The sequence below is a fragment of the Streptomyces sp. WAC00040 genome (assembly GCF_056835925.1).
Map to the genome: position 1 here is coordinate 144444 of NZ_JAKQZE010000001.1, position 23722 is coordinate 168165.

Below are 23722 nucleotides of genomic sequence, written 5' to 3' on the forward strand. Positions count from 1 at the left end.
AGCGTGAACGAAGAGATTCCTCAGTACGGTATGCGCTTCACCGCAGGCGCCCACTCCGCCCGGCACATCCGGCGGATCGTCCGCTGCTGTCTGAGCCTGTGGAAGCTGCGGGAGCTGACCGATGCCGTCGAGCTGGCCGTGACCGAGCTGTTGGCCAATGTCGTGCGCCATGTGCCGGGCGGGCGCTGCGGGTTGCTCATCCTGCGGCAGCCGCAGGGCGTGCGGGTCGAAGTGTCGGACGGGTGCATGCAGTTGCCCGTGCCGCAGCAGGCGGGTGCCGACGACGAGTCGGGCAGGGGGCTCGCGCTGCTGGAGGCCGTCGTCGACAAGTGGGGCGTCGACGACCGGCGCGGAACCGGCAAGACGGTCTGGTTCGAGGTCGCCCAAGTGGCGGAACCCGCCGACCTGGCGGACGATGACTGAACGCGGCGATCCACACCCCGGGGGCAGGGGCCGAGGCCCGTGCCCCCGGGTTCACACGCGTGCGGCAGCCGTCTCCTTGTCGTCGGCGTCGTCGGCCGACCTCGCCGGCGGGACGGACCTCGCCGGGACCAGCAGCTTCCTGCGACCCGCGAGTACGTACGTCAGGCCGAAGCCCGCTCCGACCACCGCCGCGCCGCCCGCTGCGTCGAGCACCCAGTGGTTGGCGGTGGCGACGATCGCGCAGACCGTGAACAGCGGGTGCAGCAGCGCCAGCAGCTTCATCCACAGCCTCGGCGCGAGGACCAGCACGACCAGTCCGCACCACAGCGACCAGCCGAAGTGCAGCGACGGCATCGCCGCGTACTGGTTGGTGACGGCGGTCATCGCACCGTAGTCGGGATTGGCGAGGTCCTGCGGGCCGTGGACGGTGTCGATGAAGCCCATGCCGGGCATGAGGCGCGGCGGGGCCAGCGGGTAGAGCCAGAAGCCGAGGAGCGCGAGGACCGTCGCGAAGGCGAGCGAGGCGCGGGCCCAGCGGTAGTCGGACGGCCGGCGGACATAGAGGACGCCGAGGATCGCGAGCGGGACCGCGAAGTGGAACGACGTGTAATAGAAGTCGAAGAAGGCTTCGAGCCACTCGGTCCGCACCACGGCCCGGTTGACCCAGTGCTCGAGGTCGATGCCGAGCGCGCCCTCCGCGGCGTGGATCTGCCGGGCGTGTTCCTCCGCCGTGCGCACGCTGCCGGTCGCGGCGGCGCGGATGTGCGAGTAGACCGAGTAGCCGACGCGGATGACGAGTAGTTCCAGCAGGAGGTTCGGGCGGCTGAGGACCCGCCGCCAGAACGGCAGCAGCGGTACGCGCGCCCAGCGGGCAGGGGCGGATGCGGCGTACTCGGTCGGGACGGGGCGGCGGAAGTACGGCGAGTCGAGCCTCAGGAACGGCACGGCGCACGCCGCGGCCAGCGCCGCGACGAGGAGCGCGTTGTCCCGTACCGGGTGGAGCACCGTGATGTTGGGCAGCAGCATGTCGCCGGGCAGGGTGACCGCGAGGACGACGAGGACCGGCCACAGCATCCGGTCACAGGCCCGCCGGCCGACACGGCCGACGACGGCGAGCAGCACCCACAGGACCTGGTGATGCCAGGCGGTCGGCGAGACGGCGACGGCGACGCAGCCGGTGAGGGCGACGGCGAGCAGCGACTGGCCGTCGTCGGCGTAGCGGACGGCACGCCGCAGACCGAAGAGGACGATCGCCGCCGCGAGGAGCAGATACACGGCGATCTCGAGCGGACCCTCCAGGCCGAAGCGGAGCAGAGCACCGTGGAGGGACTGGTTGGCGAGGCTGTCGGGGCTCTCGCCGAGACCGGCGCCCGCGACGTGGTGCACCCAGTACGCCCACGAGTCGCCGGGCATCGCCGCCCAGGCGAGGGCGGACAGGGCGGCGAAGGTGCCGGCGGAGGCCACCGCGGCCCGGCGGCGGCCGGTGAACCACAGCAGGGGTAGGAAGAGCAGGACGGTCGGCTGGAGGGCGGCGCCGACGCCGATGAGAAGGCCCGCGGGTCTCTCGCCGTGCACCGCGAGGCAGCCGAGAAGGACGAGCAGCACCGGGATGATGCTGGTCTGGCCGAGGTGGAAGCTGTTGCGAACAGGGAGCGACAGCATCAGCAGGCTGATGGCGACCGGCGCGGCCAGCAGGGTGCTGCGGCGGGAGACGGGGATCGGCAGGGCACGCGCCGCGACGAGGCCGAGGAGCACCACGAGCAGCAGCGTGCCGAACGTCCAGGCGACACCGAGGCTCTGCTCCGCCGATCTGGCGAGCGGCTTGAGCACCAGCCCGGCGAACGGGGTGCCGGTGAACCGGCCCTCGTCGTAGAGGGAGCCGGGGAGGCGCAGTACGCCGCTCTCGCCGATCCACGTCCCCAGGTCGGTGAGCCGCTCACCGGGCGGGCTGGTCAGGACGGCCGCTGTCTGCCGTACGGCGAGCACGGCCGCGAAGAGCCACAACGCGGCCCGGGCCGCGCCGACCTTCGAATCCGCCGTCGCACTACCGCGCACGCTGCGTTCCGCGTTCGCCACGTCGCGCCGAGCCTCCCACCGTTCTGTCGGCCTGGTGTGTGCTGTTCCGGGGTCCACGGAGCGTCCGTAGAGCGTCGCGCTGCCCCGTGGAGAAGACCTACGCAACCCCTTGGAGAAGACCTACGCAACCGTCTGTTCGCCTGACTGTCGCCCCGTTATGGCCGAATTCCTTTCGGCCATAACGCCGGCCGCCCGATCGCCGCCGGGCCGCCGGCCTCCGCCGGACCAGGGCTGGTGGACCGGCACACCGGACCGTTGCGGAACAGAGTCGTCCGGGCCGGAACCGATGATGTTCATGGTGCCGTCACAGACGGTATGCGGGGGAACATACAAGAATTCGGGGTACGCGCGCGCCTGGTCACGGTGCTGCTGGCGGTACTCGCACTGCAACTCGGATCGCTGATCAGCCCGGCCTACGCCTGTGGCTGCGGCGCGATGGTGGTGGACCGGAACGCGGAGTTCTCCGTGGCCCGGGAGTCGTCGGTGATCGACTGGGACGGCCGTACGGAGCAGATCGTCATGCGCTTCACGGTCGACTCGGACGCGCCGGAAGCGGCGTGGATCATGCCCGTGCCGAGCCGGGCGGACGTCGAACTCGCGGACAGCGCCCTCTTCGACGAACTGGTCGAGATCGCCGCGCCCGTGCACCGTACGCGCCACTACTTCTGGCCACGGAGCGGGGACTGGCCCTTCGACGAAACGGACGGCGCGGGCGCCGGCGCACCGCAGCCGGGCGCCGCCGCCCCAGGGGTCGGCGTCGTCGGCCGGGAACGTCTCGGTGACTTCGACGTGGCCCGGCTGACGGCGACCGACCCGGACGCGCTCGGCGACTGGCTCGCCGACAACGGCTTCGAACTGCCCCAGGGTCTCGACAAGGACCTCGAACCGTATGTCGACGCGGGCTGGGAGTACGTGGCCGTACGGCTGGCGCCGAGCACCAAGGGCACGACGCTCGACGGCACGCTCGACCCGCTGCGGCTCAGCTTCGCCAGCGAGAAGCTCGTCTACCCGATGCGGCTGTCCCGGCGCGCGACGACGGCCCAGTCGCTCGGCCTGTTCGTACTCGCGCCGCACCGCATGGAACCGCGCGGCACCATCGGCGGCTCCGAACCCGAGGTGACGTTCGCCGGGAAGGTCGAGCCGCGCGGCGCGGTCGGCCGCCTCACCGGCGGGAAGGAACGCTTCCTCACCGCACTCGACCAGCACTTTCCCGAGCCCGGCCGGATCAACGGCGACCACGAACTCGTGGCCACCGCGCAGGACACACCCTTTCGGCGGGTGATCTGGGACGACGACCTGCTGACGGTCGCCGGTGTGCCGGTGTGGTTCCTGACCGTCGGCGGCGGGGCCGCAGTCGTCGCCGTGGCGGCCCTGTCGCTGCTGCGCGTACGGGCGAGCCGCCGCACGCCGACGCCGGGAACGGCCGCGTGAAAGTAGGTTGAACGGTATGACTCAGGATCAATGGCAGGCCGTGGACGGTTACATCAGTGATCTCCTCGTGACGGAGGACGAGGCCCTCACCGAGGCCCTCGCGGCGAGCGGGGCGGCGGGGCTCCCCGAGATCAACGTCGCCCCCAATCAAGGCAAACTGCTCCATCTGCTGGCGCAGACACAGGGCGCGCGCACAGCGTTGGAGATCGGCACGCTGGGCGGCTACAGCACGATCTGGCTGGCGCGGGCGCTGCCGGAGGACGGCAGACTGATCTCGCTCGAGTACGACCCGGCCCACGCGGAGGTGGCCCGCGCGAACATCGCCCGCGCCGGCCTGGCGAAGATCGCGGAGGTCCGCACGGGCGCGGCCCTCGACACCCTGCCGCGCATCGCGGCGGAACCGGGCGCGGGCCCCTTCGACCTGGTCTTCATCGACGCGGACAAGCGCAACAACGCCCGCTACGTGGAGTGGGCGCTGCGCCTGACCCGCCCGGGCAGCCTGATCATCGTGGACAACGTGGTGCGTGGCGGCGGCGTCATCGACACGAAGAGCGAGGACCCGTCGATCCTCGGCACGCGCGAGATGTTCGACCTGGTCGCCCGCGAGCCGAGGCTGGACGCGACGGCACTGCAGACGGTGGGGGTGAAGGGGTACGACGGGCTGCTGGTGGCGCGGGTGGTCGCGTGACGGCGCGTGACGGCGCTGCGCGGGCGTGGCGGACGTGACCGCCCGGCACGGGACGGGCGTGATGCCGCTGCGCCCGTGCGGGCCGCGGGGCTTGACCGCTGCGTGAGGCGGGGCGCGCTTGACGCGCTGGGCGGGGCTTTCCCACCCCGCCCCCTCCCGACCGGGGCGAGCCCAGGAAACGTCGCGCGGAGCGCGGGGGCGGGTCCGGGCGGAGCCCCACGCGGCTGAGCCGCACATCGGTACAGCGGGAAGGCGCGGGTGGGGGAGACCGCCCCGTGCGGCAGGATGGCCGCATGAGCATCGTGAAGATCAACGTCCTCACCGTCCCCGACGAGCAGCGCGACGTCCTCGAGAAGCGGTTCGCCTCCCGTGCCGGCGCCGTCGAGACTTCCGACGGGTTCGAGTGGTTCGAGCTGCTGCGGCCCGTCGAGGGGACCGACCAGTACCTGGTGTACACCCGTTGGCGTGACGAGGCCTCGTTCCAGGCCTGGATGGAGGGGCCGATGAAGGCCGCCCACCAAGGCGGCGGCGCGCAAGGCGGTGGCGGCGAGCGTCCCAAGCCCGCCGCCACCGGGTCCACCGTGTGGTCGTTCGAGGTCGTGCAGCAGGCCGCGCCCAAGACGCAGTCCTAGCCGACGCCCTGCCGGATCCGTGCCGCGCTAGATCCGCAACAGCCGTTCCGTCACCTCCCGGTACGCCTGGAGCGCACGGCGCAGTTGCTCCGTGTCGTCCGCTCCGGCGTCCGCGGAGTGCCGCAGTGTCCGGCGGTGCTCCGCCAGGGATGCGGTGATCCGGTCGCCGGCGTCCTCGAGGACGTCTGCCGCCTCCTCGACCGCGCGGCGCGGGGAGTCGACGAAGCCGGTGAGCGCCTGGTGCAAGCGGTGCTCGAGCCGCTCGCATTCGTCCTGGGGCAGGAGCCGGGCCGCGCGCGGCTCCGCGTCGCCCGCCCCGGGCGCGGTGAGCGGGGTGCCGGCACCGGTGGTGGCCCCGCCGGGGTCGAGGACCGGTTTCAGCGGCTCGTCCACCGGTCCGGGGCGGGACCCGTGGGCGGCGCCGCGCTCGGCCCGCAGGCCCGTGGCGCGCACGTCGTCCTTGCCGTCCCGCCCGACCGGCGCGGCGGAAGCTTCTATGTCTCCCGCGTCGCCGGCGGTACCGGGCGGGACGGCAGTCCTGGAGGATTCCTGACGGTTCGGGTGCGGCATCACACGCCACTCCCCTTCGGGCGCAGCATGTGGCCGCGGCCGCGGCTGTGAGACCGGTCGGGGGCGCCGGGCCGGTGGCGGCCGTGGTCCACGGCCCGATCGGCGATGAGGTCGGTGAAGAGCTCACGGGCATCGACCATCGCCTCGCGCAGTTGTTCCGTAGTCGTCTCCGTGCCGCTGCGGGCGGCGCGGTGGAGCCTGCGGTAGCCCTCTACGTGGCGCGGGTGGTGGACGGAGAGCGCCGAGAGCTGCTCCTCGTAGCGGCCGGAGGCCGGGAAGCCGCGGTCGCCCGCGATCCGGCCCAGGAGCTGATCGGCGTCCGCGACGGCACCGCGCGGGTCATCGACGAAGCGTTCCTGCACAGCGGCCCATGCGGTGTCGAACTGCTCCCGCACGCCGGGCGCGAGGGGCTGCGGCGTGAGGTCTCCGTAACGCTGGACGCGGTCGTGCAGATCGCGGTCGGCCGCCTTGGTGTCGCCGTCGTGGCGGGCGACGACCCTCTCGTACTCGGGGCCGAACCGCCTTCGCAGTGCCCGCCGTCCGCCGGCGTGCCCGCCGCGGCGTGCGTAGAGGGAGCCGGCGATGATCAGAAGGACCACGATCACCGCGGCGACGATCAGAACTGTGGTCAGGGTCGACATGACTCACCTTCCGGGTCGGGACCCGTGGGCGGACGCTCGCTGTTCGCGAGCTTTCCTGGCTCCGGGTAACCGGGAATTGATTGGCCAAACAACCACCGAACGGGCTACGAAACGTCCATGACCATGTGGACACTGACCCCGGAGCCGTACGACTCCCCCGACGCGACCGCGTTGCGGCGCGCGTACTACCACGATGTGGCGAGCCGTTACTGGGGCCGGCCGGCCACCGTGGAAGAGGTCGACGAAGGGCTCACCGGCGACGGCGTCGAGCTGCTGACGCCGCCGACGGGCCAGTTCCTCGTCGGCCGGTACGGCGGCGAGGCTGCGGCCTGCGGCGGGGTGCTGATGCTCGACCAGGAGCGGGCGGAAGTCACGCGGGTCTTCCTGCGGCACGACTTCCGCGGCCGCAAAGGCGCTTCGCTGCTGATGGAGTCGCTGGAGCACGAGGCCCGCGCGCTCGGCGCCCGTCGGACGGTCCTCAACACCCGTCTCGACCTGGTGGAGGCCCGCGCGCTGTACACGCGGCACGGCTACGCGGAGATACCGGCGTACTGCAGCGGTCCGTACATGGAGATCTGGTACGGCAAGGACCTCTGACGCCTCTCCGTGGAGAGTTGCGCGGCGAGGGCCTCTGACCGGCGGCCCGCGGGAGGGACACGGACGAAGTGCGGTACCGGCGGGAGGTCGGGCGGTGCGGCCCCGACGGGACGTCAGACGGGGTGGCTTCTCGGGTACTCGTGGTCGCGGTGCTGCTCGGGGCTGTGCGGCCGCTCGGCGTCGGAGCCGCACAGCTCCGTGTTCAGATCGTGCACCAGCTGGACGAGGTCGGTCGGCCGTTCGGGTCCCCACCAGTCGCCGAGCAGCTCGGCGAGCGACTCCTCGCGCGCCTGCGCCAGTTGTACGGCGGCCTCCACGCCGCTGTCCGTGAGCATCAGGTCGAGGCCCTCCCGGCGGGCGAGGCCGCGTCCCTCCACCTCGCGTGCCGCCTCCGTGATCGCGCGCAGCGGGACAGGGGTGGTCTCGGCGAGCCTGGCCGGTTCGACGACGCCGTGGCGCTTGATGCGCAGCAGGAGCCAGCTCGAGGCGGGCAGCAGGTCGTAACCGGCCCGTGCGGTGATCTTCTCGTAGATGTGCCGCCTGCCTTCGCGGGAACCGAGCACCGACAGGGCCCGTGCGACCTCGTCGTACGAGGACCGCTCGACGGGGTTGGAGGCCAGCGTCTCGCTGTGGTCCGGAGCGGTGACCGAGGCGCGGAGCTTGTCCTCTTTGAGGAACCAGGCGACGAGGAAGGCGAGTGCGACGACCGGCAGGGCGTAGAGGAAGACGTCCGTGATGGCCGTCGAGTACGCGCCGAGCACCGACGGGCGCAGGTCGGCCGGGAGTTCCGCGATGGCACGGGGGTCGGCGGCGAGCTCGGCGGGCCCGGCGCCCGGCGGCACCTGCTGCCCCGCGAGGGCTTCGGTGAGCTTGTGCTCCAGCCGGTTGGTGAAGATCGTGCCGAAGATCGCGACGCCGAACGAGGCGCCGATGGAACGGAAGAACGTCGCACCTGACGTCGCGACACCGAGGTCCTCGTAGCCCACGGCGTTCTGGACGACGAGGACGAGGACCTGCATGACGAGGCCGAGTCCGGCTCCGAAGACGAAGAAGGACAGACTCATCCGCCAGGTGGAGCTGGTCTGCTCGAGCTGGTGGAGGAGCAGGAGGCCCAGCGCCGTCACGGCGGTGCCGACGATCGGGAAGACCTTCCAGCGGCCGGTGCGGCTGACGATCTGCCCCGACGCCGTGGACGTGATCAGCATGCCGAACACCATCGGCAGCATGTGGACACCGGACATGGTCGGTGAGATGCCCTGGACGACCTGGAGTAACGTCGGCAGGTACGTCAACGCGCCGAACATCGCGAAACCGATGATGAAGCTGATGACCGCGACGAGGGTGAACGTCCGGATCCGGAACAGCCTCAGCGGCAGAACGGGTTCCGCCGCCTTGCGTTCGACGGCGACGAACACGACGAGGAGCACTGCCCCGAGAACGGCGAGGCCGATGATCCGCGCCGATCCCCACGCCCAGGTCGTGCCGCCGAGGGAGGCGACGAGGACGAGACACGTGGCGACGGAGGCGATGAGGAACGTGCCCAGGTAGTCGATGGTGTGCCGGGTCTGCCGCACCGGGATGTGCAGCACGGCGGCGATGACGAGCAGCGCGACGACGCCGATGGGCAGGTTGATGTAGAAGACCCAGCGCCAGGTGAGGTGTTCGGTGAAGAAGCCGCCGAGCAGCGGCCCCAGGACGCTCGTCGCGCCGAAGACCGCGCCGAAGAGGCCCTGGTACTTGCCCCGTTCACGGGGTGACACGAGGTCGCCGACGATCGCCATCGACAGCACCATCAGCCCGCCGCCGCCGAGGCCCTGGACCGCGCGGAAGGCGATGAGCTGCGGCATGTTCTGGGACATGCCGCAGAGGGCGGAGCCGACGAGGAAGATGACGATGGCGGTCTGGAAGAGCTTCTTGCGCCCGTACTGGTCACCGAGCTTGCCCCACAGGGGGGTCGCGGCGGTGGCGGCCAGCATGTAGGCGGTGACCACCCAGGAGAGGTGGTCCATGCCGCCCAGTTCACTGACGATGGTCGGCAGCGCGGTGGCCACGATCGTCTGGTCGAGGGCGGCCAGGAGCATGCCCAGGAGCAGCGCGCCGATGGCGACCAGAACGGTTCGCCGGTCGTGCCCCTCGCCGGGGGCAGGCCCCACTTGGGCGCTGCTCACTTCCTGAGCCATACCGATCTCCTCAGTTCCGTGGCGCTGTTCCATCCCATCGTGGTGCGTCTGTCCGGTTATGGCCTCCCGAGAGGGGGCGGTGCGACAGGTGGGGCGTTGGGTGTCGCACGGGACGGTTGCATAATCGGCGGCATTCAAAGGGGAGGGGAACCGGCAATGACCGGAAACAGATGTCCGGAGTGCGACAGACCGCGGAACCCGGACGACAGCGCCGGACCCGGCTGCGACTGCGCCGAGCGGGCGGGGGCCGCTCTGCGCGCGGAACGGGAGGCCGACATCGCGGCGGCGGAGGACTTCGACCCGCTGCGCATCAGGCCGTACGTGACGCTGGAGGGCCTTGGTACGCCACACCTCGCCCCGTCCGACCCGCTCGACCCCGACACCGCCGTTCGTCCGGCCCCGGCAGGGCACGAGGGCCACGCGCCGGGCGGGCAGGAAGACGTCACGCACGAGGGCTCCGCCCACGGCGGGGAGGCCCATGCGTCGCCCCCGCACGACGGCTTCGCCCAAGGCGGGGCCGTGGCCGGGCAGGGGGCGACGGCGCTGCCCAGGCCCATACAGGAACCGGCTGCGGCAACTGCCGGCGTCGGCGGTCAGGAGTACGTCCCGGACCAGGACGGTCTGGACAACTCCGCCCGTCCGGACGGGGACAACCATCGGCCGGTGACGCACCACGGCGCCGCCGCGTACGGAGGGGCGCTGCCGCCGGAGGAGCTCTCGCCGGACGGGGGCAGCGGCGCGCGCCGTGGGAGTGACGACACCGTCGTACTGGCGCCCGTCGGCGGCGGCCCCGCAGGGAGCGGTCACGGTCAGGGCGGTGACGGGCCGCCACGGCGCCGGCGGCTGTTCGCCGGGCTCGCCGTGGGCGCGGCGGCCGTCGCCGTCGCGGGGACGGCCGCGTTCGCCGGAGGGCTGTTCTCCGGCGGCGAGGAGCAGGACCGTGCGCTGCCGCCGGACACCAGCACCAGCGCTCCGACCGCCAGCGCGGTGTCGGAAGCACCTTCGGAGTCGGTCTCAGCGAGCGCGTCGGCCTCCGCCTCTTCCTCCCCGTCGGCCTCGGCCTCACCGTCCGCGTCGGCGTCGCCGTCGCCGTCGCCGTCGAGATCCGCGCCCCGCACGACCCCGAGCACCGGTGACAGGCCGGCCAGTCCGTCCGCCCCGGCCTCGACGGCCAAGGAGACGGGCACGGTGTCGGAGGAGCCGTCAGGAAAGCCGGCCGGCGGGACGCTGCGCCGCGGCGACAGCGGTGCGGCGGTGGTCGACCTCCAGAAGCGGCTGAGGCAGCTGTGGCTGTATCCGTACGACGACGCGGACGGCCGCTTCGACGAGGACGTGGAGCAGGCCGTGAAGGTCTACCAGTGGGACCGCGGCATCCAGGGCGACCCCCTGGGCGTCTACGGCCCGCACACGCGTCGGGCGCTGGAGGCCGAGACGCGGTCGTCCTGAAACGGATTGGCGTTACCCCGGCCGGTTTTGTATCGTGAAGGAACAAAGTGGCTTCGCCCGTATTCCCTGACCGGCGGGCGAGGCCGCTTGTTTTCCTTCCGCCGCGCTCTGGAGTCCGTATGACGACCGTCCTGACCGCCCGCGCCCTCCTGCTGGACATGGACGGCACCATCGTCAATTCGGACGCGGTGGTGGAGCGGGTCTGGCGGGCCTGGGCGATCGAGCACGGGCTGGACGCCGAGGAGGCGCTCAAGACCGTCCACGGGCGCCAGGGCTACGCCACGATGGCCGTCCTGCTGCCCGACCGCCCCATGGAGCAGAACCACGCCGACAACCGCGTGCTGCTCGCCCAGGAGACCGCCGACACCGACGGCGTCGTCCCGGTCGCCGGCGCGCCGGCCTTCATGGCCGCCGTCGCCGCCCTGCCGCACGCGCTGGTGACCTCGGCCGACCTCGCGCTGGCCACGGCACGGATGAACGCGGCCGGGCTGCCGATGCCGCAGGTCCGTGTGACGGCCGAGTGCGTCGGCGCCAGCAAGCCGGACCCGGAGGGCTTCCTGAAGGGCGCGGCCGAGCTGGGCTTCGCCCCTGAGGACTGCGTGGCGTTCGAGGACTCGGAGGCGGGCATCACGGCGGCCCGCGCCGCGGGCATGCGGGTCGTCGGTGTGGGTCCCCGCGCCGCGGCGATGAAGCCCGACATCCACGTGCCGGACCTCACCCGCCTCACGGTCACCAAGAACGACGACGGCACGATCGGGCTGCTCGCCGCCTGATCCGGCAGCTCATCCCGTGATCGCCTCGAAGAGGCTGAAACCGGCGAGGGCCAGCATCAGGCACGCCGCGACCTTGGTGATCAGCTTCAGCGGCACGTACCGCATCAGCGTCCGGCCGCCCAGGATGCCGATGGCGGCGACGGCCCACAGCGCCAGCACGGCGCCGATGCCGACCGAGACGGGGTTGTCGTAACGGGCGGCGAGGTTGGCCGTCATGATCTGGGTGAGGTCCCCGAACTCGGCGACGAGGATGAGCATGAAGCCCGCGCCCGAGACCTTCCAGAACGACTGGTCGGCGGGTGCCTTGACGGTCTCCCCCTCGTCGTCGCCCTTCTTCAGCAGCAGCATCAGCGCACCCGCGAGGAAGAGGACACCCACCACCGCCTGCACCAGCCGGTGCGGCAGCAGGGTCAGCACGCTGCCCGCGGCGATGGCGAGCGCGACATGGACGGCGAAGGCCGCCGCGACACCGGCGAAGACGTACGAGGCGCGGTAGCGGGTGCCCAGCACGAGACCGGCCAGGGCGGTCTTGTCGGGCAGTTCGGCGAGGAAGACGACGCCGAACGTGATCGCCACGACGGTGAAGCTGATCACGGATGAATCCTCAATCGGTAGGCGCGGCGCGGCCCTGCCGAGAGTGACCTGAGGCGTTTCAGGGGTCGCTTCGGCACGGCAGCGCCATGGATGGATACATGGGCACTGCGGCCGAAGGTCTCGCTGGCGACCGCCGATGACGGGCCGCCTCCGGGCGCCGGCCGGGCACGAGGCCCAGCAGTATGTCGACGGTCCGGCGAAGAGCTACTCCCCTTCTGCGCTGAACAGCGTACGCGAGGACCCCGGACGAACGCGAAGCGCCGCCGCGGCCGGGCAGCTCCGGGAAGCGCCCGGGACCGTGCCGGGTCAGGGCCGGGCGTCCGGGCCCCGTGCGCTGTCGCGGTGCAGGCGTCCCCTCGCCACCAGTTCCACCACCAGGGCCACCGCGACCGCCTGGACCGCCATCAGGGCGACCAGTACGAAGAGCTGCACCGCGCCCGCCTCCATGGGGGAGGCACCACCCAGCAGCATGCCGACGAAGGCGCCGGGCAGTGTGACGAGGCCCACGGTCCTGGTCTGGTCGAGGCCGGGGAGCAGCGCGTCGGACGCGGGCCCGCGGGCGACCTCGAGGCGGGCGTCGCGATCGGCCAGGCCGAGGGCGAGTCCGGCCTCGACCTCACCGCGGCGCTGCTCGAGCTCGTCCAGCGCCCGCCTGCCGGCGACCGCCGTCACGCTCAGGGCGCCGCCGATGAGGATGCCGGTCACGGGGATCAGCGTGATGCCCTTCACCGGCACCAGTCCGGTGAGGAGCAGCGCGGCCACGACGGGGAGCACTCCCGCGGCGATCGGCAGACCGGCCCACCACCAGGTGCCGTTGGCGGTGATGCGCCGGCCGGCGGTGCGGACGGCGACCGCGTACATCACCACGAGGAAGGCGAGCAGCAGCGGGACGGAGCGGACGACCCAGCCGATCGCCATTGAGACGACGGCGAGTTGGACCGCCGCGCGCACGCCCGCGACGGTGATGTCGCGGGAACGCCCGAGGTGGGCGACGGCCGCGACGGTCGCCGCGGCGACCAGGAGGACGGCCAGTACGGCCCCGAGTGTGAGGTTGACCGGCAGCAGCACGCCGCAACATTACGACGCCACAAGGATCATGTCGGCACGTCAGAACCCTTGATGTGACGTGCCCATGTCGCCACCCTGTTACCTGGCGCCCACCCCCGAGAAACCTGGCGCCGCGAACATGGCCACGCCCGAACGGCCAAGTTCCCCCCACCTCGAAGGAGTTCGCATGTCAGGTGTCTACGCGCGTCGCAGCCGCGGCGTCCGCCGCGCAGCCGTGCTCGCCGTCACGTCCGCCCTCGCCATGGCCGGCCTGCTGGCCACCTCTCCCACCGCGCAGGCCGCCCCGCCCACCCCGGTCAGCGCCACCACCGCCCGCAGCTACCTCAGCCAGCTGACCGTGTCCGCGGAGGGCTCCTCCACCGGATACAGCCGTGATCTGTTCCCGCACTGGATCACCCAGTCGGGCACCTGCAACACCCGCGAGGTCGTGCTCAAGCGGGACGGCACGAACGTGGTGCAGGACTCCAGCTGCGCGGCGACGAGCGGCCGCTGGTTCTCCCCCTACGACGGCGCCACCTGGTCCGCGGCCTCCGACGTCGACATCGACCACATAGTCCCGCTGGCGGAGGCGTGGCGTTCCGGCGCGAACAGCTGGACCACGTCCCAGCGCCAGCAGTTCGCCAACGACCTGACCCGCCCGCAGCTCATCGCCGTCACGGACGACGTCAACCAGTCCAAGGGCGACAAGGACCCGGCCGAATGGCTGCCGCCGGTCACCTCGTACCGCTGCATGTACGCCCGGATGTGGGTGCACACGAAGTACTACTGGAACCTCAAGGTCGACTCTGCGGAGAAGAGCGCGCTGCAGAGCATCCTGAACGGCTGCTGACCCGGCCGCCGCACAGGGCCGCGCCGAGGACACACCACGGGTCCGCGGAACCGGCCCGCCCCTCTCCGTCGTTCCGTACCGTACGGGGCGACGGAAGGGGCATCACATGACCGGGCTTCGCCTTGGGCCGCTGCTGCGGCACGTCGACTGGGACACGGGCACCGCCGCGACCGTCTGGGTCGAGACCGGCCGCCCCTGCACGGCGGAGGTCCGCTGCGAGCAGGGCGGCGGCGGCACTTCGCGCACATTCACGGTCGCGGGGCACCACTACGCCCTGGTCACCGTGACCGGCCTGACACCGGGCTCGTCGACCGCCTACGAGGTGTTCCTCGACGGTGAACGCGTCTGGCCGCTCGCAGACTCCTCCCACCCGCCCAGCACCATCCGCACGCCGGAGGTCCCCGCGGACTCGGTGCGGGTCACCTTCGGCTCCTGCCGCTGGGCCGCCCGCCCCGCCCGCGGCCGCGACCCGGTGGGTCCCGACGCCCTGGACACCCTCGCCGCCAAGCTGGCCTCCGCCGCCGAGGAGGAGCGCCCGGACGTCCTGCTGCTGCTCGGCGACCAGGTGTACGCGGACGAGGTCTCCGAGGCCACCAGCGCGCGGCTGTCGGCCGGTCGCGACCGCGAGGTGCCGCCGGGCTCCGGAGTGGCGGACTACGAGGAGTACACCTGGCTGTACGACGAATCGTGGCGTGACCCCGACGTCCGCTGGCTGCTCTCCACCGTGCCCAGCTGCATGATCTTCGACGACCACGACGTCATCGACGACTGGAACACCAGCACGGTCTGGCTGGCCGAGATGCGGGCGACGCCGTGGTGGCGGGAGCGGATCCTCAGCGCGCTGATGTCGTACTGGGTGTACCAGCACCTGGGCAATCTCTCCCCCGCCGAGCTGGCCGCCGACCCGCTCTACAAGGCGGTGCGGTCGGCGCCCGACGGCACACAGGCGCTGCGGCAGTTCGCGGAGGCGGCCGACCGGGACGCGTCCGTCGCGCGCTGGAGCTACCGGCGGGACTTCGGCCGGACCCGGCTGCTGATGATCGACACCCGCGCCGCCCGCGTCCTGGACGAGCAGAGCAGGTCCATGCTCGACACGGACGAGGCCGCCTGGCTGCGCGAACAGGCCCTGGAGGGACGCGGCTCGTACGACCACCTCCTCCTCGGCACCTCGCTGCCCTGGCTGCTTCCGCCCCTGATCCACGACGCGGAGACCTGGAACGCGGCACTGTGCCGCGGCGAGCGGGGGGCGTGGTGGGCGCGCTTCGGGGAGAGGGTGCGCCGCCACGCGGATCTGGAGCACTGGTCGGCGTTCCCTTCATCGTTCGAGGAGCTGACCCGGCTGATCATCGAGGTGGGCAGCGGCCCGGACGCGCCGGCGACCGTGTGCGTGCTCTCGGGGGACGTCCATCACGCGTACGTGGCGGAGCCGGAACGGCCCGGCGATCCGGCGGACGGTCCCGGTGCCGCGGGCGCCGTCGCCGCCCCGGACGCGCGGGTGCTCCAGCTGACGTGTTCGCCCGTGCACAACTCCGTCCCCAAAGCGGTGAGGATCGGCTTCCGGTTCGGCTGGAGCCGAGCGGGACGGCGGCTGGGCCGGCTCTTCACCAGGCACGGCCGTACCGGGGATCCTGCCGTCCGCTGGGGGCGCAGGGGCGGGCCGTGGTTCGGCAATCAGCTGATGACCCTGACCCTGCGAGGTCGGAGGGCGTCGCTGCGGCTGGACCGGGCGGATGCGGAGGGCGCCGACGGCCGCGGGCGGTTGGCGACCGTGCTCGACCGCCCACTGACGGACGGCTCCTGACGGGCCCGCCGCTCGAGGAGCGCCGCTTTCCCGCCAAACCACCGCGGGCTCGGCCGAGGGCACCCTCGGCCGAGCGCCCGGTATTCAGCCTGCCGTGTCACGAAACCGGAGGACGGCACTGCCTGCCACGAGGGAGGCCAGGTCCCACGCCCTTGGGGTCCTCCGACGGCGGTCGTCACCGAACGGGAAGCTTCGGCCAAAAGCAGCCTGCCAGATAATGTTGAACTTGCAAGTAATGATTAGGGCTGCCTAACCTGGGGCCCCCTCATCGGTTCTGTCCCCGAAACCGAAGGAGCCCCCACATGAGCACCTCCCCCCTGCCCGCACGCCTGGAACAGGCGCAGCCCTATGCGCTCGGCCTGTTCCGTGCCGTCGTGGGTCTGCTGTTCCTCTGCCACGGCGCCGCCTCACTGTTCGGCGTCCTCGGCGGCGCGCCCGCGGGCGGCGGCACCGTCCCGGTCGGCACCTGGCCCGGCTGGTACGCGGCGGTGATCCAGCTGGTCGCCGGATCTCTGGTCCTGCTCGGCCTCGGCACCCGCAGCGCCGCCCTCATCGCCTCCGGCTCGATGGCGTACGCGTACTTCAAGGTCCATCAGCCCGAGTCACTGTTCCCGCTGCAGAACGGCGGTGAGGCGTCGGCGATGTTCTGCTGGGCGTTCCTCCTGCTGGTCTTCACCGGCCCCGGCGCCCTGGCGCTGGACCGGCTGTTCGCGACGCGACGCGCCGCCCGCCCGGCGGAGCACCGCGAGGAACAGGCCACCGCCGCCGCCTGACCCTGCCGCAGGTGTACGCATCGCCCGGTCCTTCCTTCGGGAAGGGCCGGGCGTCCTGACCCCCGCGCCCTCGCCCCCTCGTTCCGTGAGACCGCCTCAAGCACCTTGCCGGCGGCGGCCGTTCCCCTGCTGGAGGCCCCTGGCCCGTACGAGCCCCGTACGGACGGTTTCGTCCCGGTGTCCGGCGGGGGAACGCCCCTTGTCGATGTCCTCGGCAGTCCAGGCGTACGCTGTACAGCTGTCTGGCCGCCTGCCGCTCCCCCGCGACACCGTGGCCCTGCCAGGAACGGGGAGAGTCAAGGTGCTCGAGAGCATTGGGTCGCTGACCGGCAGCCCATGGATCTACGCCGTCGTGGCCCTGTCCGTCCTTCTTGACGTGTTCCTGCCCGTGCTGCCCAGCGGAGTGCTGGTGATCACGGCAGCCACCGCCGCGGCTGCCGGTTCCACAGCCGCTCCCGGCGCCGCGGCCGTCGCCGGCGCGGCGGGCCAGGTACCGCGTGAGGTCCCCTCGCTGCTGGTCCTGGTGCTGTGCGCGGCGACCGCGTCCGTACTGGGTGATCTGGTCGCCTACCGGCTCGCGTGGCGCGGCGGGGACCGGCTGGACCGGGCCATCGCCCGCTCACGCCGCCTGACCAGAGCGCAGGAACGTCTCGGCGTGGCGCTCGGACACGGCGGCGGCGCACTCGTCGTCATCGCCCGTTTCGCGCCGGCCGGCCGCTCCGTGGTCTCGCTGGGCGCCGGCGCGGCGCGCCGCGAGGTGAAGGAGTTCCTGCCCTGGTCGGCCCTGGCCGGGATCGCCTGGGCCGGCTACGCCGTCGGGCTCGGCTGGTTCGGCGGCCAGTGGCTCGGCGCGAGCTGGATCGGCGCGGCGGTGTCCGTGCTCGCCCTGTTCGGCGCGGGCTCGCTCGCCGCCTACTTCATGCGGCGTCCGGCTCCTGAGCCTGCCGCTTAGCGGCATGACCGCCGGAGCCGCGGATCTCGAGCCCCTCCAGAAGTCTGCGGGTCGCTTCCGCGATCTCCTCGACGGCCTCGTCGAACACCTCGCGGTTGTGCGCGGCCGGGGCCCGGAAGCCGGAGACCTTGCGCACGTACTGCAGGGCGGCGGCGTGGATGTCCTCCTCTGTGGCCTCTTCCGGAAGGACGGGCGGACGGAGTGTCTTGATGCTGCGGCACATGCCTCCAGTGTGCCGCGCACCACCGACAGCGTGCGGACCTTCGCCCCCGCCGTGACACCGCGGGTAACCCGGGGGCCCGCCGACGCCGCCGCACGCGGCCAGTAGAGTGCGGCTGCGCCCCTGCCGTTCCACCGACGAGGTACCGCTCAGTGACCCCCGCTCCACACTCACCAGCAGTAACCGTCGTCGGAATCGGCGCCGACGGCTGGCCAGGACTCCCCGGGACGGCGCAGGACGCGCTGCGGGACGCGGAGGTCGTCATCGGCGGCGCACGGCAGTTGGAGCTGCTGCCCCCCGACTGCACGGCCGAGCGCGTCACCTGGCCGAGCCCCCTGCGGCCCGCCGTCGCCGGGCTGCTCGCCGCCCACCGGGGCCGCAGGCTCGCGGTCCTGGCCAGCGGAGACCCCATGTTCTACGGCATCGGCCGCGCGCTGGCCGAGGAGATCGGACCGGACGCGCTGCACGTCGTCCCGCACGCCTCGTCCGTCTCGTACGCCTGCGCCCGCCTGGGCTGGCCCGTCGAGGAGACCGCCGTCGTCACCCTCGTCGGCCGTCCCGCCGGGCAGTTGTCCGCCGCGCTGCACGACGGCCGCCGGCTGCTGGTGCTCAGCGCCGGACCGGACACACCCTCCGAGGTGGCCGCGCTGCTGCGCGACCGGGGCTTCGGCGGGACCCGGATACGGGTCCTCGAACAGCTCGGCGCTGCGGCCGAGCGCTGCGTGGACGGCCACGCCGGGAACTGGGCCGAGCCGCCCGGCGACCCGCTGAACGTCATCGCCCTCGAATGCCGGCTCGACGAGGGCGCGTTGCGGCTCTCAGCCGCCCCGGGCCTGCCGGACGAGGCGTACGAGCACGACGGGCAGCTCACCAAACGTCACGTACGCGCCGCGACCGTCGCCGCTCTCGCTCCCGCGCCGGGCGAACTGCTGTGGGACATCGGCGGCGGTTCCGGCTCCGTCGCGATCGAGTGGATGCGCACGCACCCCTCCTGCCGGGCCGTCACCGTCGAACGCGACCCGGTCCGGGCCGCGCGCATCGCCCGTAACGCGGACAGCCTCGGCGTGCCGGCCCTGCGTGTCGTCACCGGCGCCGCACCAAACGCGCTGGCCGGACTCCCCGTCCCCGCGGCGGTGTTCATCGGCGGCGGGCTCACCGCACCGGGCCTCCTGGACGCCTGCTGGGACGCGCTGCCGCGGGGCGGCCGACTGGTCGCCAACACGGTCACCCTCGAATCGGAGGCGCTGCTGGCCGAGCGCTACGCGCGCCACGGCGGCGAACTCGTCCGCCTCGCCGTCTCCCACGCCGTGCCCGTCGGCGGCTTCACCGGCTGGCGCCAGGCCATGCCCGTCACCCAATGGTCCGTCACCAAAGCAGGAGATCCGACATGACCGTGTACTTCATCGGTGCGGGCCCCGGCGCCGCCGACCTGATCACTGTGCGCGGGGCGCGCACCCTGGCGTCGTGCGGTGTCTGCCTCTACGCCGGCTCGCTCGTCCCGCGTGAACTCCTCGCCGACTGCCCGCCGGACGCCCGCCTGATCGACACGGCGCAGCTCGACCTGGACGCCATCACCGCGGAGCTGGTCCGCGCCCACGAGGAGGGCCACGACGTGGCCCGGCTCCACTCGGGCGACCCGTCGGTCTTCAGCGCGGTCGCCGAGCAGATGCGGCGCCTGGACGCGGCGGGTGTGCCGTACGAGGTCGTGCCGGGCGTCCCCGCGTTCGCCGCGGCGGCCGCTGCGCTGAAGCGGGAGCTGACGGTCCCGACCGTCGGCCAGACGGTGATCCTCACCCGCGTCGCCCAGCAGGCCACCCCCATGCCGGACGGTGAGGACCTGGCGACCCTCGGCCGCAGCGGGGCGCTGCTCGTCCTCCACCTGGGCGCCCGCCACGTCGACCGGATCGTCTCCGAGCTCCTCCCCCACTACGGCGCCGACTGTCCTGCCGCCGTGGTGGCGATGGCGAGCCGCCCGGACGAGCTGGTGCTGCGCGGGACGCTGGAGGACATCGCCGCGCAGGTGAAGGAGGCGGGCGTGACCCGCACCGCGGTGATCCTGGTCGGCCGTGTCCTTGCCGCGTCCGGCTTCCGCGACAGCCACCTGTACTCCGCCGAGCGCGACCGCCACGTCTGCTGACCCCGGCGCGGCGGTACGCCACCAGCGGGGGTGCGGCCCTGGCACGGGCCTGGGCCGGACGCGCGCCGCGCGAACGAGGCGGTGAGGGTGGTGGACCGGTCGGATGCGAGGGCGTGACGTGGCGTGCCGCTGCGCTGGGCGTTTCGCCTCCTTGACGGCCTGACGGCGGCAGCGGCCCGCTTCCCGACCCGGGCCGCGCCGGACCGTACCGCCTTCTCGGGGTGTCCCGGCCGGGGAATCCCGGACGGGCGGGAGCCGGGCTCGGTCGACGCCCGGGCACGAGCCGGGTGCCCCGACCGCACCGGGCCCGTACCGCCTTCCTGGGCGCCGCGAGCTCGTCCTCCGGCCTGCCGACCGTGGGGCCCCGGGACGGGCCGGAGCCGCCTGCGGTCCACCCGGTCGGGAATCGGGAAGGGGCGCGGTCGGCGACCCCGGTGCCGACCGGGTGGCCCGGTGCGCCGCCTGCCCGAGGGCTACGCGCGGCCCACGACCGTGCCCGCGCGGTCGATGCACACCACGTCCACCGCGACCGGCGCGCCCCGCAGCACGCCGAGCGCCTGGTCGCGCGCGGCCGCCGCCACCAGGTCGCCCAGCGGAACGCCCTGCGCCGCGCACATCTGGAGCGCCGCCAGGCCCGTGTTCGCCACGGCGACCTCCGCCGCCAGGGCCTCGTCCGCGCCGCCCTGCCGAGCCAGCTCCGCCAGGAACGCCTTGTCGACCTGGGAGCGGCCCGAGTGCAGGTCCAGATGGCCCGCCGCGAGCTTGGAGAGCTTGGCGAACCCGCCGCACAGAGTGAGCCGATCGACCGGATGACGCCGCACGTACTTCAGTACCGCTCCCGCGAAGTCGCCCATGTCGAGCAGCGCCTCCTCCGGCAGCCCGTACAGCTCCACCACGGTCTTCTCCGAGGTGGAGCCCGTGCATCCGGCCACATGGGTGCGGCCCGCGGCCCGTGCCACGTCCACGCCGCGCCGGATGGAGTCGATCCACGCCGAACAGGAGTACGGCACCACGATCCCGGTCGTGCCGAGGATCGACAGACCGCCCAGGATGCCGAGCCTGGGGTTCCACGTGGAGCGGGCGATCTCCTCGCCGTGGTCGACGGAAACGGTGATCTCCACGTCCCCGACGCCGCCGTGCCGCGCGGCGACCACGCCGACGTGTTCGCGCATCATCTGCCGCGGCACCGGATTGATCGCGGGCTCGCCGACGTCGAGCGGCAGCCCCGGACGGGTGACCGTCCCCACGCCGGGGCCCGCGCGGAAGACCACCCCGGACCCGGCCGGCAGCAGCCGCACCGTGGCCCTCACCAGCGCGCCGTGGGTGACGTCCGGGTCGTCACCGGCGTCCTTGACGATCCCCGCCATGGCACGGTCGCCGGACAGGGACTCCGCGGCCAGCGCGAAGGCCGGCGTCTGCCCCTTGGGCAGCGTGATCGTCACCGGGTCGGGGAACTCGCCCGTCAGCAGCGCGGTGTACGCGGCGGTCGTCGCGGCCGTCGCACAGGCCCCGGTCGTCCAGCCGGGCCGCAGACCGGTGTGCTTGAGTTGGGCCTCACGCCCGCCGCCCGTTGCCGCGCTCATGGATGGACTCCGATGCATGTACTGATCCTCGGTGGGACGACCGAGGGCCGTCGTCTCGCGACGAGACTGCACGCCGACGGCACGGCCCGCGTCACCAGCAGCCTCGCCGGCCGGGTCGCCACTCCCAGGATGCCCCCCGGCGAGGTCCGGGTCGGCGGCTTCGGCGGGGCGGAGGGCCTGGCCCGGTGGCTGCGCGAGCACCAGGTCGGCGCGGTCATCGACGCCACCCATCCCTTCGCCGGAACGATCAGTTTCAACGCGGCGCTGGCCGCCGCGGAGGCCCATGTTCCCCTGCTGGCGCTGCGCCGCCCCGGCTGGGCCCCGGCCGACGGCGACGACTGGCATCCTGTCGACTCCCTGGCCGAGGCCGCGGACCGGGCCGCCGCGCTCGGCCGCCGGGTGTTCCTGACGACCGGCCGCATGGGTCTTGCCTCCTTCGCGCACATCCGCGACGCGTGGTTCCTCGTACGGTCCGTCGATCCCCCCGAGGGAGCGTGCCCGCCCCGGATGGACGTGCTGCTCGACCGGGGGCCGTTCACCCTCGACGGCGAACGCGAACTCCTGCGGCGCCACCGCATCGACGTGCTCGTCACCAAGGACAGTGGCGGGGCGGCGACGGCACCGAAGCTGACGGCCGCGCGGGAGGCGGGCGTGCCCGTGGTGATCGTGCGCCGCCCGCCCGTCCCCGAGGGGGTCCCGGTCGCGGCCGACCCCGAGGAGGCGGCCGACTGGCTGCGGGCCTACTCCGGATAGCGCCTCGGGGTCCACACGATCTCGTGGCCGTCGCCGCGCCGGACCACCTGCGTCTGCGACGACCCGACCAGCAGGATCGTGCGCATGTCGACCTGCGCCGGATCGAGTTCACCGAGCCGCACGATCCGTACGCTCTCCTCCGGCCCGCCGATGTCCCGGCCGAGCACGACGGGCGTGTCGGGCGCCCGGTGCCCGAGGAGCACCTCGCGCGCCTTGCCCACCTGCCAGGTGCGGCTGCGGGACCCCGGGTTGTACAGCGCGAGCACCAGGTCGGCGGCTGCCGCGGCGGCGAGGCGCTCCGCGATGACCTCCCACGGCTTGAGCCGGTCGGACAGGGACAGCACGGCATAGTCGTGGCCGAGCGGCGCTCCGGCCTTCGCGGCGGCGGCGTTGGCGGCCGTCACGCCCGGGAGGACCCGTACAGGGACGTCCTTGTACGCGTCCTGGGACGCCACCTCCAGCACGGCGGTCGCCATGGCGAAGACGCCGGGGTCGCCGCCGGAGACGACGGCGACCCGCCGCCCGCGCCGGGCCAGGTCGAGCGCGAACTCGGCGCGCTCCGACTCGACCTTGTTGTCGGAGCCGTGCCGAATCTGCCCCGGCCGCCGCGGCACCCGATCCACGTAGGTGGTGTAGCCGACGAGTTCGTCGGCGTCGGCGAGGGCGCGCTTCGTCTCGGGTGTGAGCCACAGCGGCCCGGCCGGCCCGGTGCCGACGACCACGACCTCGCCCCTGCCGGGCGCGGGGAGCGGGTTCGCGATGCGGCTCGGCACGACGGCCACGGAGAAGTAGGGCACCGACTCGGGGTCGATGTCGGCCAGTCGACCGGTGCGTTCGCCGCTCATCGTGGCCCGCTCGACGTAACGGGCCTCCGCCAGCCGGCCGGAGGCCTCCATCGCGCTCCGCACGGCGGGGAAGGTCCGGCCGAGTTTCATCACGACGGCCGAGTCGGTCGCCGCGAGCCGGGCGGTCAGCTCCTCCTCCGGCAGCGTGCCGGGGATGACGGTGAGCACCTCCTCCGCCTCGCACAACGGTGTCCCCAACCGGGCCGCCGCGGCGCTGATGGAGGTGACGCCGGGGATGACCTCGGTGGGATAGCGGTGCGCGAGCCGCTTGTGCATGTGCTGGTACGAGCCGTAGAAGAACGGGTCGCCCTCGGCGAGGACGGCCACCGTGCGGCCGGCGTCGAGATGCGCGGCGAGCCGGGCCGCGGCCTGCTCGTAGAAGTCGTCGAGCGCGCCACGGTAACCGCCTGGATGGTCGGTGGTCTCGACGGTGATCGGGTACATCAGGCGCTCCTCGATGTGCTCGGGGCGCAGATGCGGGGCCGCGATCGACCGGGCGATGGAGCGCCCGTGCCGGGCGCAGTGGTACGCGATCACGTCGGCCTCCGCGATGACGCGGGCGGCGCGAAGGGTCATCAGCTCCGGGTCGCCGGGGCCGAGCCCGACGCCGTACAGCCGGCCGGTGCTCCGGCTCTCGCCGTTCCGGCGCTCGGCGCTGGGGCTCTCGCCGTGCAGGCGCTCGCCGTTCTGCTGGTCGCTGTTCCGGTTGT

The 23722-nt window shown here is 72.9% G+C and carries 23 protein-coding genes; 14 read left to right on the plus strand and 9 right to left on the minus strand.

The window, feature by feature from the left end:
• Positions 1-3: 3 nt before the first annotated feature.
• Entirely contained in the window at positions 4-423 is a 420-nt protein-coding gene (locus tag MDN94_RS00700; RefSeq protein ID WP_482724069.1) for an ATP-binding protein, read from the plus strand.
• Between the two features lie 51 nt (positions 424-474).
• Here MDN94_RS00700 and MDN94_RS00705 read toward each other — a convergent pair whose 3' ends face one another.
• Positions 475-2499, minus strand: a complete 2025-nt coding sequence (locus MDN94_RS00705) for a bifunctional glycosyltransferase 87/phosphatase PAP2 family protein (RefSeq protein WP_482724070.1) — start codon at positions 2497-2499, stop codon at positions 475-477.
• A 315-nt stretch (positions 2500-2814) separates the two neighbouring features.
• Between MDN94_RS00705 and MDN94_RS00710 the strand changes: the two genes are divergently transcribed.
• The 3 genes from MDN94_RS00710 (at position 2815) to MDN94_RS00720 (ending at position 5250) form a co-directional block, all read left to right on the plus strand.
• The gene (locus MDN94_RS00710; protein ID WP_482724071.1) at positions 2815-3930 is read left to right on the plus strand and encodes a DUF2330 domain-containing protein; all 1116 of its coding nucleotides are present in this window, start codon (positions 2815-2817) and stop codon (positions 3928-3930) included.
• A gap of 16 nt (positions 3931-3946) precedes the next feature.
• A complete protein-coding gene (locus MDN94_RS00715; RefSeq protein ID WP_482724072.1) occupies positions 3947-4618 on the plus strand; it encodes an O-methyltransferase in 672 nt (223 codons plus the stop codon).
• A gap of 293 nt (positions 4619-4911) precedes the next feature.
• Positions 4912-5250, plus strand: a complete 339-nt coding sequence (locus MDN94_RS00720) for an antibiotic biosynthesis monooxygenase family protein (RefSeq protein ID WP_482724073.1) — start codon at positions 4912-4914, stop codon at positions 5248-5250.
• A 27-nt stretch (positions 5251-5277) separates the two neighbouring features.
• Here MDN94_RS00720 and MDN94_RS00725 read toward each other — a convergent pair whose 3' ends face one another.
• Both MDN94_RS00725 and MDN94_RS00730 read right to left on the minus strand, forming a co-directional pair.
• Entirely contained in the window at positions 5278-5820 is a 543-nt protein-coding gene (locus MDN94_RS00725; protein WP_482724074.1) for a hypothetical protein, read from the minus strand.
• Positions 5820-6461: a hypothetical protein gene (locus tag MDN94_RS00730; RefSeq protein WP_482724075.1), complete on the minus strand. Its 642-nt coding sequence runs from the start codon at positions 6459-6461 to the stop codon at positions 5820-5822. The genes MDN94_RS00725 and MDN94_RS00730 overlap by 1 nt, the downstream gene beginning before the upstream one ends.
• Before the next feature lie 117 nt (positions 6462-6578).
• Between MDN94_RS00730 and MDN94_RS00735 the strand changes: the two genes are divergently transcribed.
• The gene (locus tag MDN94_RS00735; protein ID WP_482724076.1) at positions 6579-7058 is read left to right on the plus strand and encodes a GNAT family N-acetyltransferase; all 480 of its coding nucleotides are present in this window, start codon (positions 6579-6581) and stop codon (positions 7056-7058) included.
• A gap of 113 nt (positions 7059-7171) precedes the next feature.
• Here MDN94_RS00735 and MDN94_RS00740 read toward each other — a convergent pair whose 3' ends face one another.
• On the minus strand, positions 7172-9238 hold the full coding sequence (locus MDN94_RS00740) for an MDR family MFS transporter (RefSeq protein WP_482724077.1): 2067 nt from the start codon (positions 9236-9238) through the stop codon (positions 7172-7174).
• Between the two features lie 156 nt (positions 9239-9394).
• Here MDN94_RS00740 and MDN94_RS00745 point away from each other — a divergent pair, with 156 nt between their 5' ends.
• Both MDN94_RS00745 and MDN94_RS00750 read left to right on the plus strand, forming a co-directional pair.
• Entirely contained in the window at positions 9395-10684 is a 1290-nt protein-coding gene (locus MDN94_RS00745) for a peptidoglycan-binding domain-containing protein (RefSeq protein ID WP_482724078.1), read from the plus strand.
• A 119-nt stretch (positions 10685-10803) separates the two neighbouring features.
• Positions 10804-11457 carry an HAD-IA family hydrolase gene (locus MDN94_RS00750; RefSeq protein WP_482724079.1) on the plus strand — a complete coding sequence of 218 codons (654 nt, stop codon included), beginning with the start codon at positions 10804-10806 and terminating at the stop codon, positions 11455-11457.
• Positions 11458-11466: 9 nt separating this feature from the next.
• Here the strand turns inward: MDN94_RS00750 and MDN94_RS00755 are convergent, their stop codons facing one another.
• Both MDN94_RS00755 and MDN94_RS00760 read right to left on the minus strand, forming a co-directional pair.
• Positions 11467-12051 carry a TMEM165/GDT1 family protein gene (locus MDN94_RS00755; protein ID WP_482724080.1) on the minus strand — a complete coding sequence of 195 codons (585 nt, stop codon included), beginning with the start codon at positions 12049-12051 and terminating at the stop codon, positions 11467-11469.
• 306 nt (positions 12052-12357) lie between these two features.
• Positions 12358-13119, minus strand: coding sequence for an ABC transporter permease (locus MDN94_RS00760; protein ID WP_482724081.1), 762 nt, complete (start codon positions 13117-13119; stop codon positions 12358-12360).
• Positions 13120-13285: 166 nt separating this feature from the next.
• Between MDN94_RS00760 and MDN94_RS00765 the strand changes: the two genes are divergently transcribed.
• From MDN94_RS00765 to MDN94_RS00780, 4 genes are all read left to right on the plus strand, one after another.
• Complete coding sequence (locus tag MDN94_RS00765) at positions 13286-13948, plus strand: HNH endonuclease family protein (RefSeq protein ID WP_482724082.1); 663 nt, start codon at positions 13286-13288, stop codon at positions 13946-13948.
• A gap of 106 nt (positions 13949-14054) precedes the next feature.
• Positions 14055-15749, plus strand: coding sequence for an alkaline phosphatase D family protein (locus tag MDN94_RS00770; RefSeq protein WP_482724083.1), 1695 nt, complete (start codon positions 14055-14057; stop codon positions 15747-15749).
• Positions 15750-16066: 317 nt separating this feature from the next.
• Positions 16067-16522 carry a DoxX family protein gene (locus tag MDN94_RS00775; protein ID WP_482726961.1) on the plus strand — a complete coding sequence of 152 codons (456 nt, stop codon included), beginning with the start codon at positions 16067-16069 and terminating at the stop codon, positions 16520-16522.
• A gap of 301 nt (positions 16523-16823) precedes the next feature.
• Positions 16824-17474, plus strand: a complete 651-nt coding sequence (locus tag MDN94_RS00780; RefSeq protein WP_482724084.1) for a DedA family protein — start codon at positions 16824-16826, stop codon at positions 17472-17474.
• Here the strand turns inward: MDN94_RS00780 and MDN94_RS00785 are convergent.
• The gene (locus MDN94_RS00785; RefSeq protein ID WP_453461810.1) at positions 17440-17697 is read right to left on the minus strand and encodes a DUF2277 domain-containing protein; all 258 of its coding nucleotides are present in this window, start codon (positions 17695-17697) and stop codon (positions 17440-17442) included. The genes MDN94_RS00780 and MDN94_RS00785 overlap by 35 nt on opposite strands.
• A 149-nt stretch (positions 17698-17846) precedes the next feature.
• Here MDN94_RS00785 and cbiE point away from each other — a divergent pair, with 149 nt between their 5' ends.
• Together cbiE and cobM are read left to right on the plus strand one after the other, a co-directional pair.
• A complete protein-coding gene (gene cbiE, locus MDN94_RS00790) occupies positions 17847-19085 on the plus strand; it encodes a precorrin-6y C5,15-methyltransferase (decarboxylating) subunit CbiE (protein ID WP_482724085.1) in 1239 nt (412 codons plus the stop codon).
• Positions 19082-19831: a precorrin-4 C(11)-methyltransferase gene (cobM, locus tag MDN94_RS00795; protein ID WP_364596653.1), complete on the plus strand. Its 750-nt coding sequence runs from the start codon at positions 19082-19084 to the stop codon at positions 19829-19831. Before cbiE ends, cobM begins: the two co-directional genes overlap by 4 nt.
• Before the next feature lie 473 nt (positions 19832-20304).
• On the opposite strand, the gene MDN94_RS00800 is transcribed toward cobM, so the two are convergent.
• Positions 20305-21414, minus strand: coding sequence for a cobalt-precorrin-5B (C(1))-methyltransferase (locus tag MDN94_RS00800; protein ID WP_482724086.1), 1110 nt, complete (start codon positions 21412-21414; stop codon positions 20305-20307).
• 12 nt (positions 21415-21426) lie between these two features.
• On the opposite strand from MDN94_RS00800, the gene MDN94_RS00805 reads away from it, so the two are divergent.
• Complete coding sequence (locus MDN94_RS00805) at positions 21427-22167, plus strand: cobalt-precorrin-6A reductase (RefSeq protein WP_482724087.1); 741 nt, start codon at positions 21427-21429, stop codon at positions 22165-22167.
• Here the strand turns inward: MDN94_RS00805 and MDN94_RS00810 are convergent.
• Positions 22155-23687: a precorrin-2 C(20)-methyltransferase gene (locus tag MDN94_RS00810; RefSeq protein WP_482726962.1), complete on the minus strand. Its 1533-nt coding sequence runs from the start codon at positions 23685-23687 to the stop codon at positions 22155-22157. The genes MDN94_RS00805 and MDN94_RS00810 overlap by 13 nt on opposite strands.
• Positions 23688-23722: the final 35 nt, after the last annotated feature.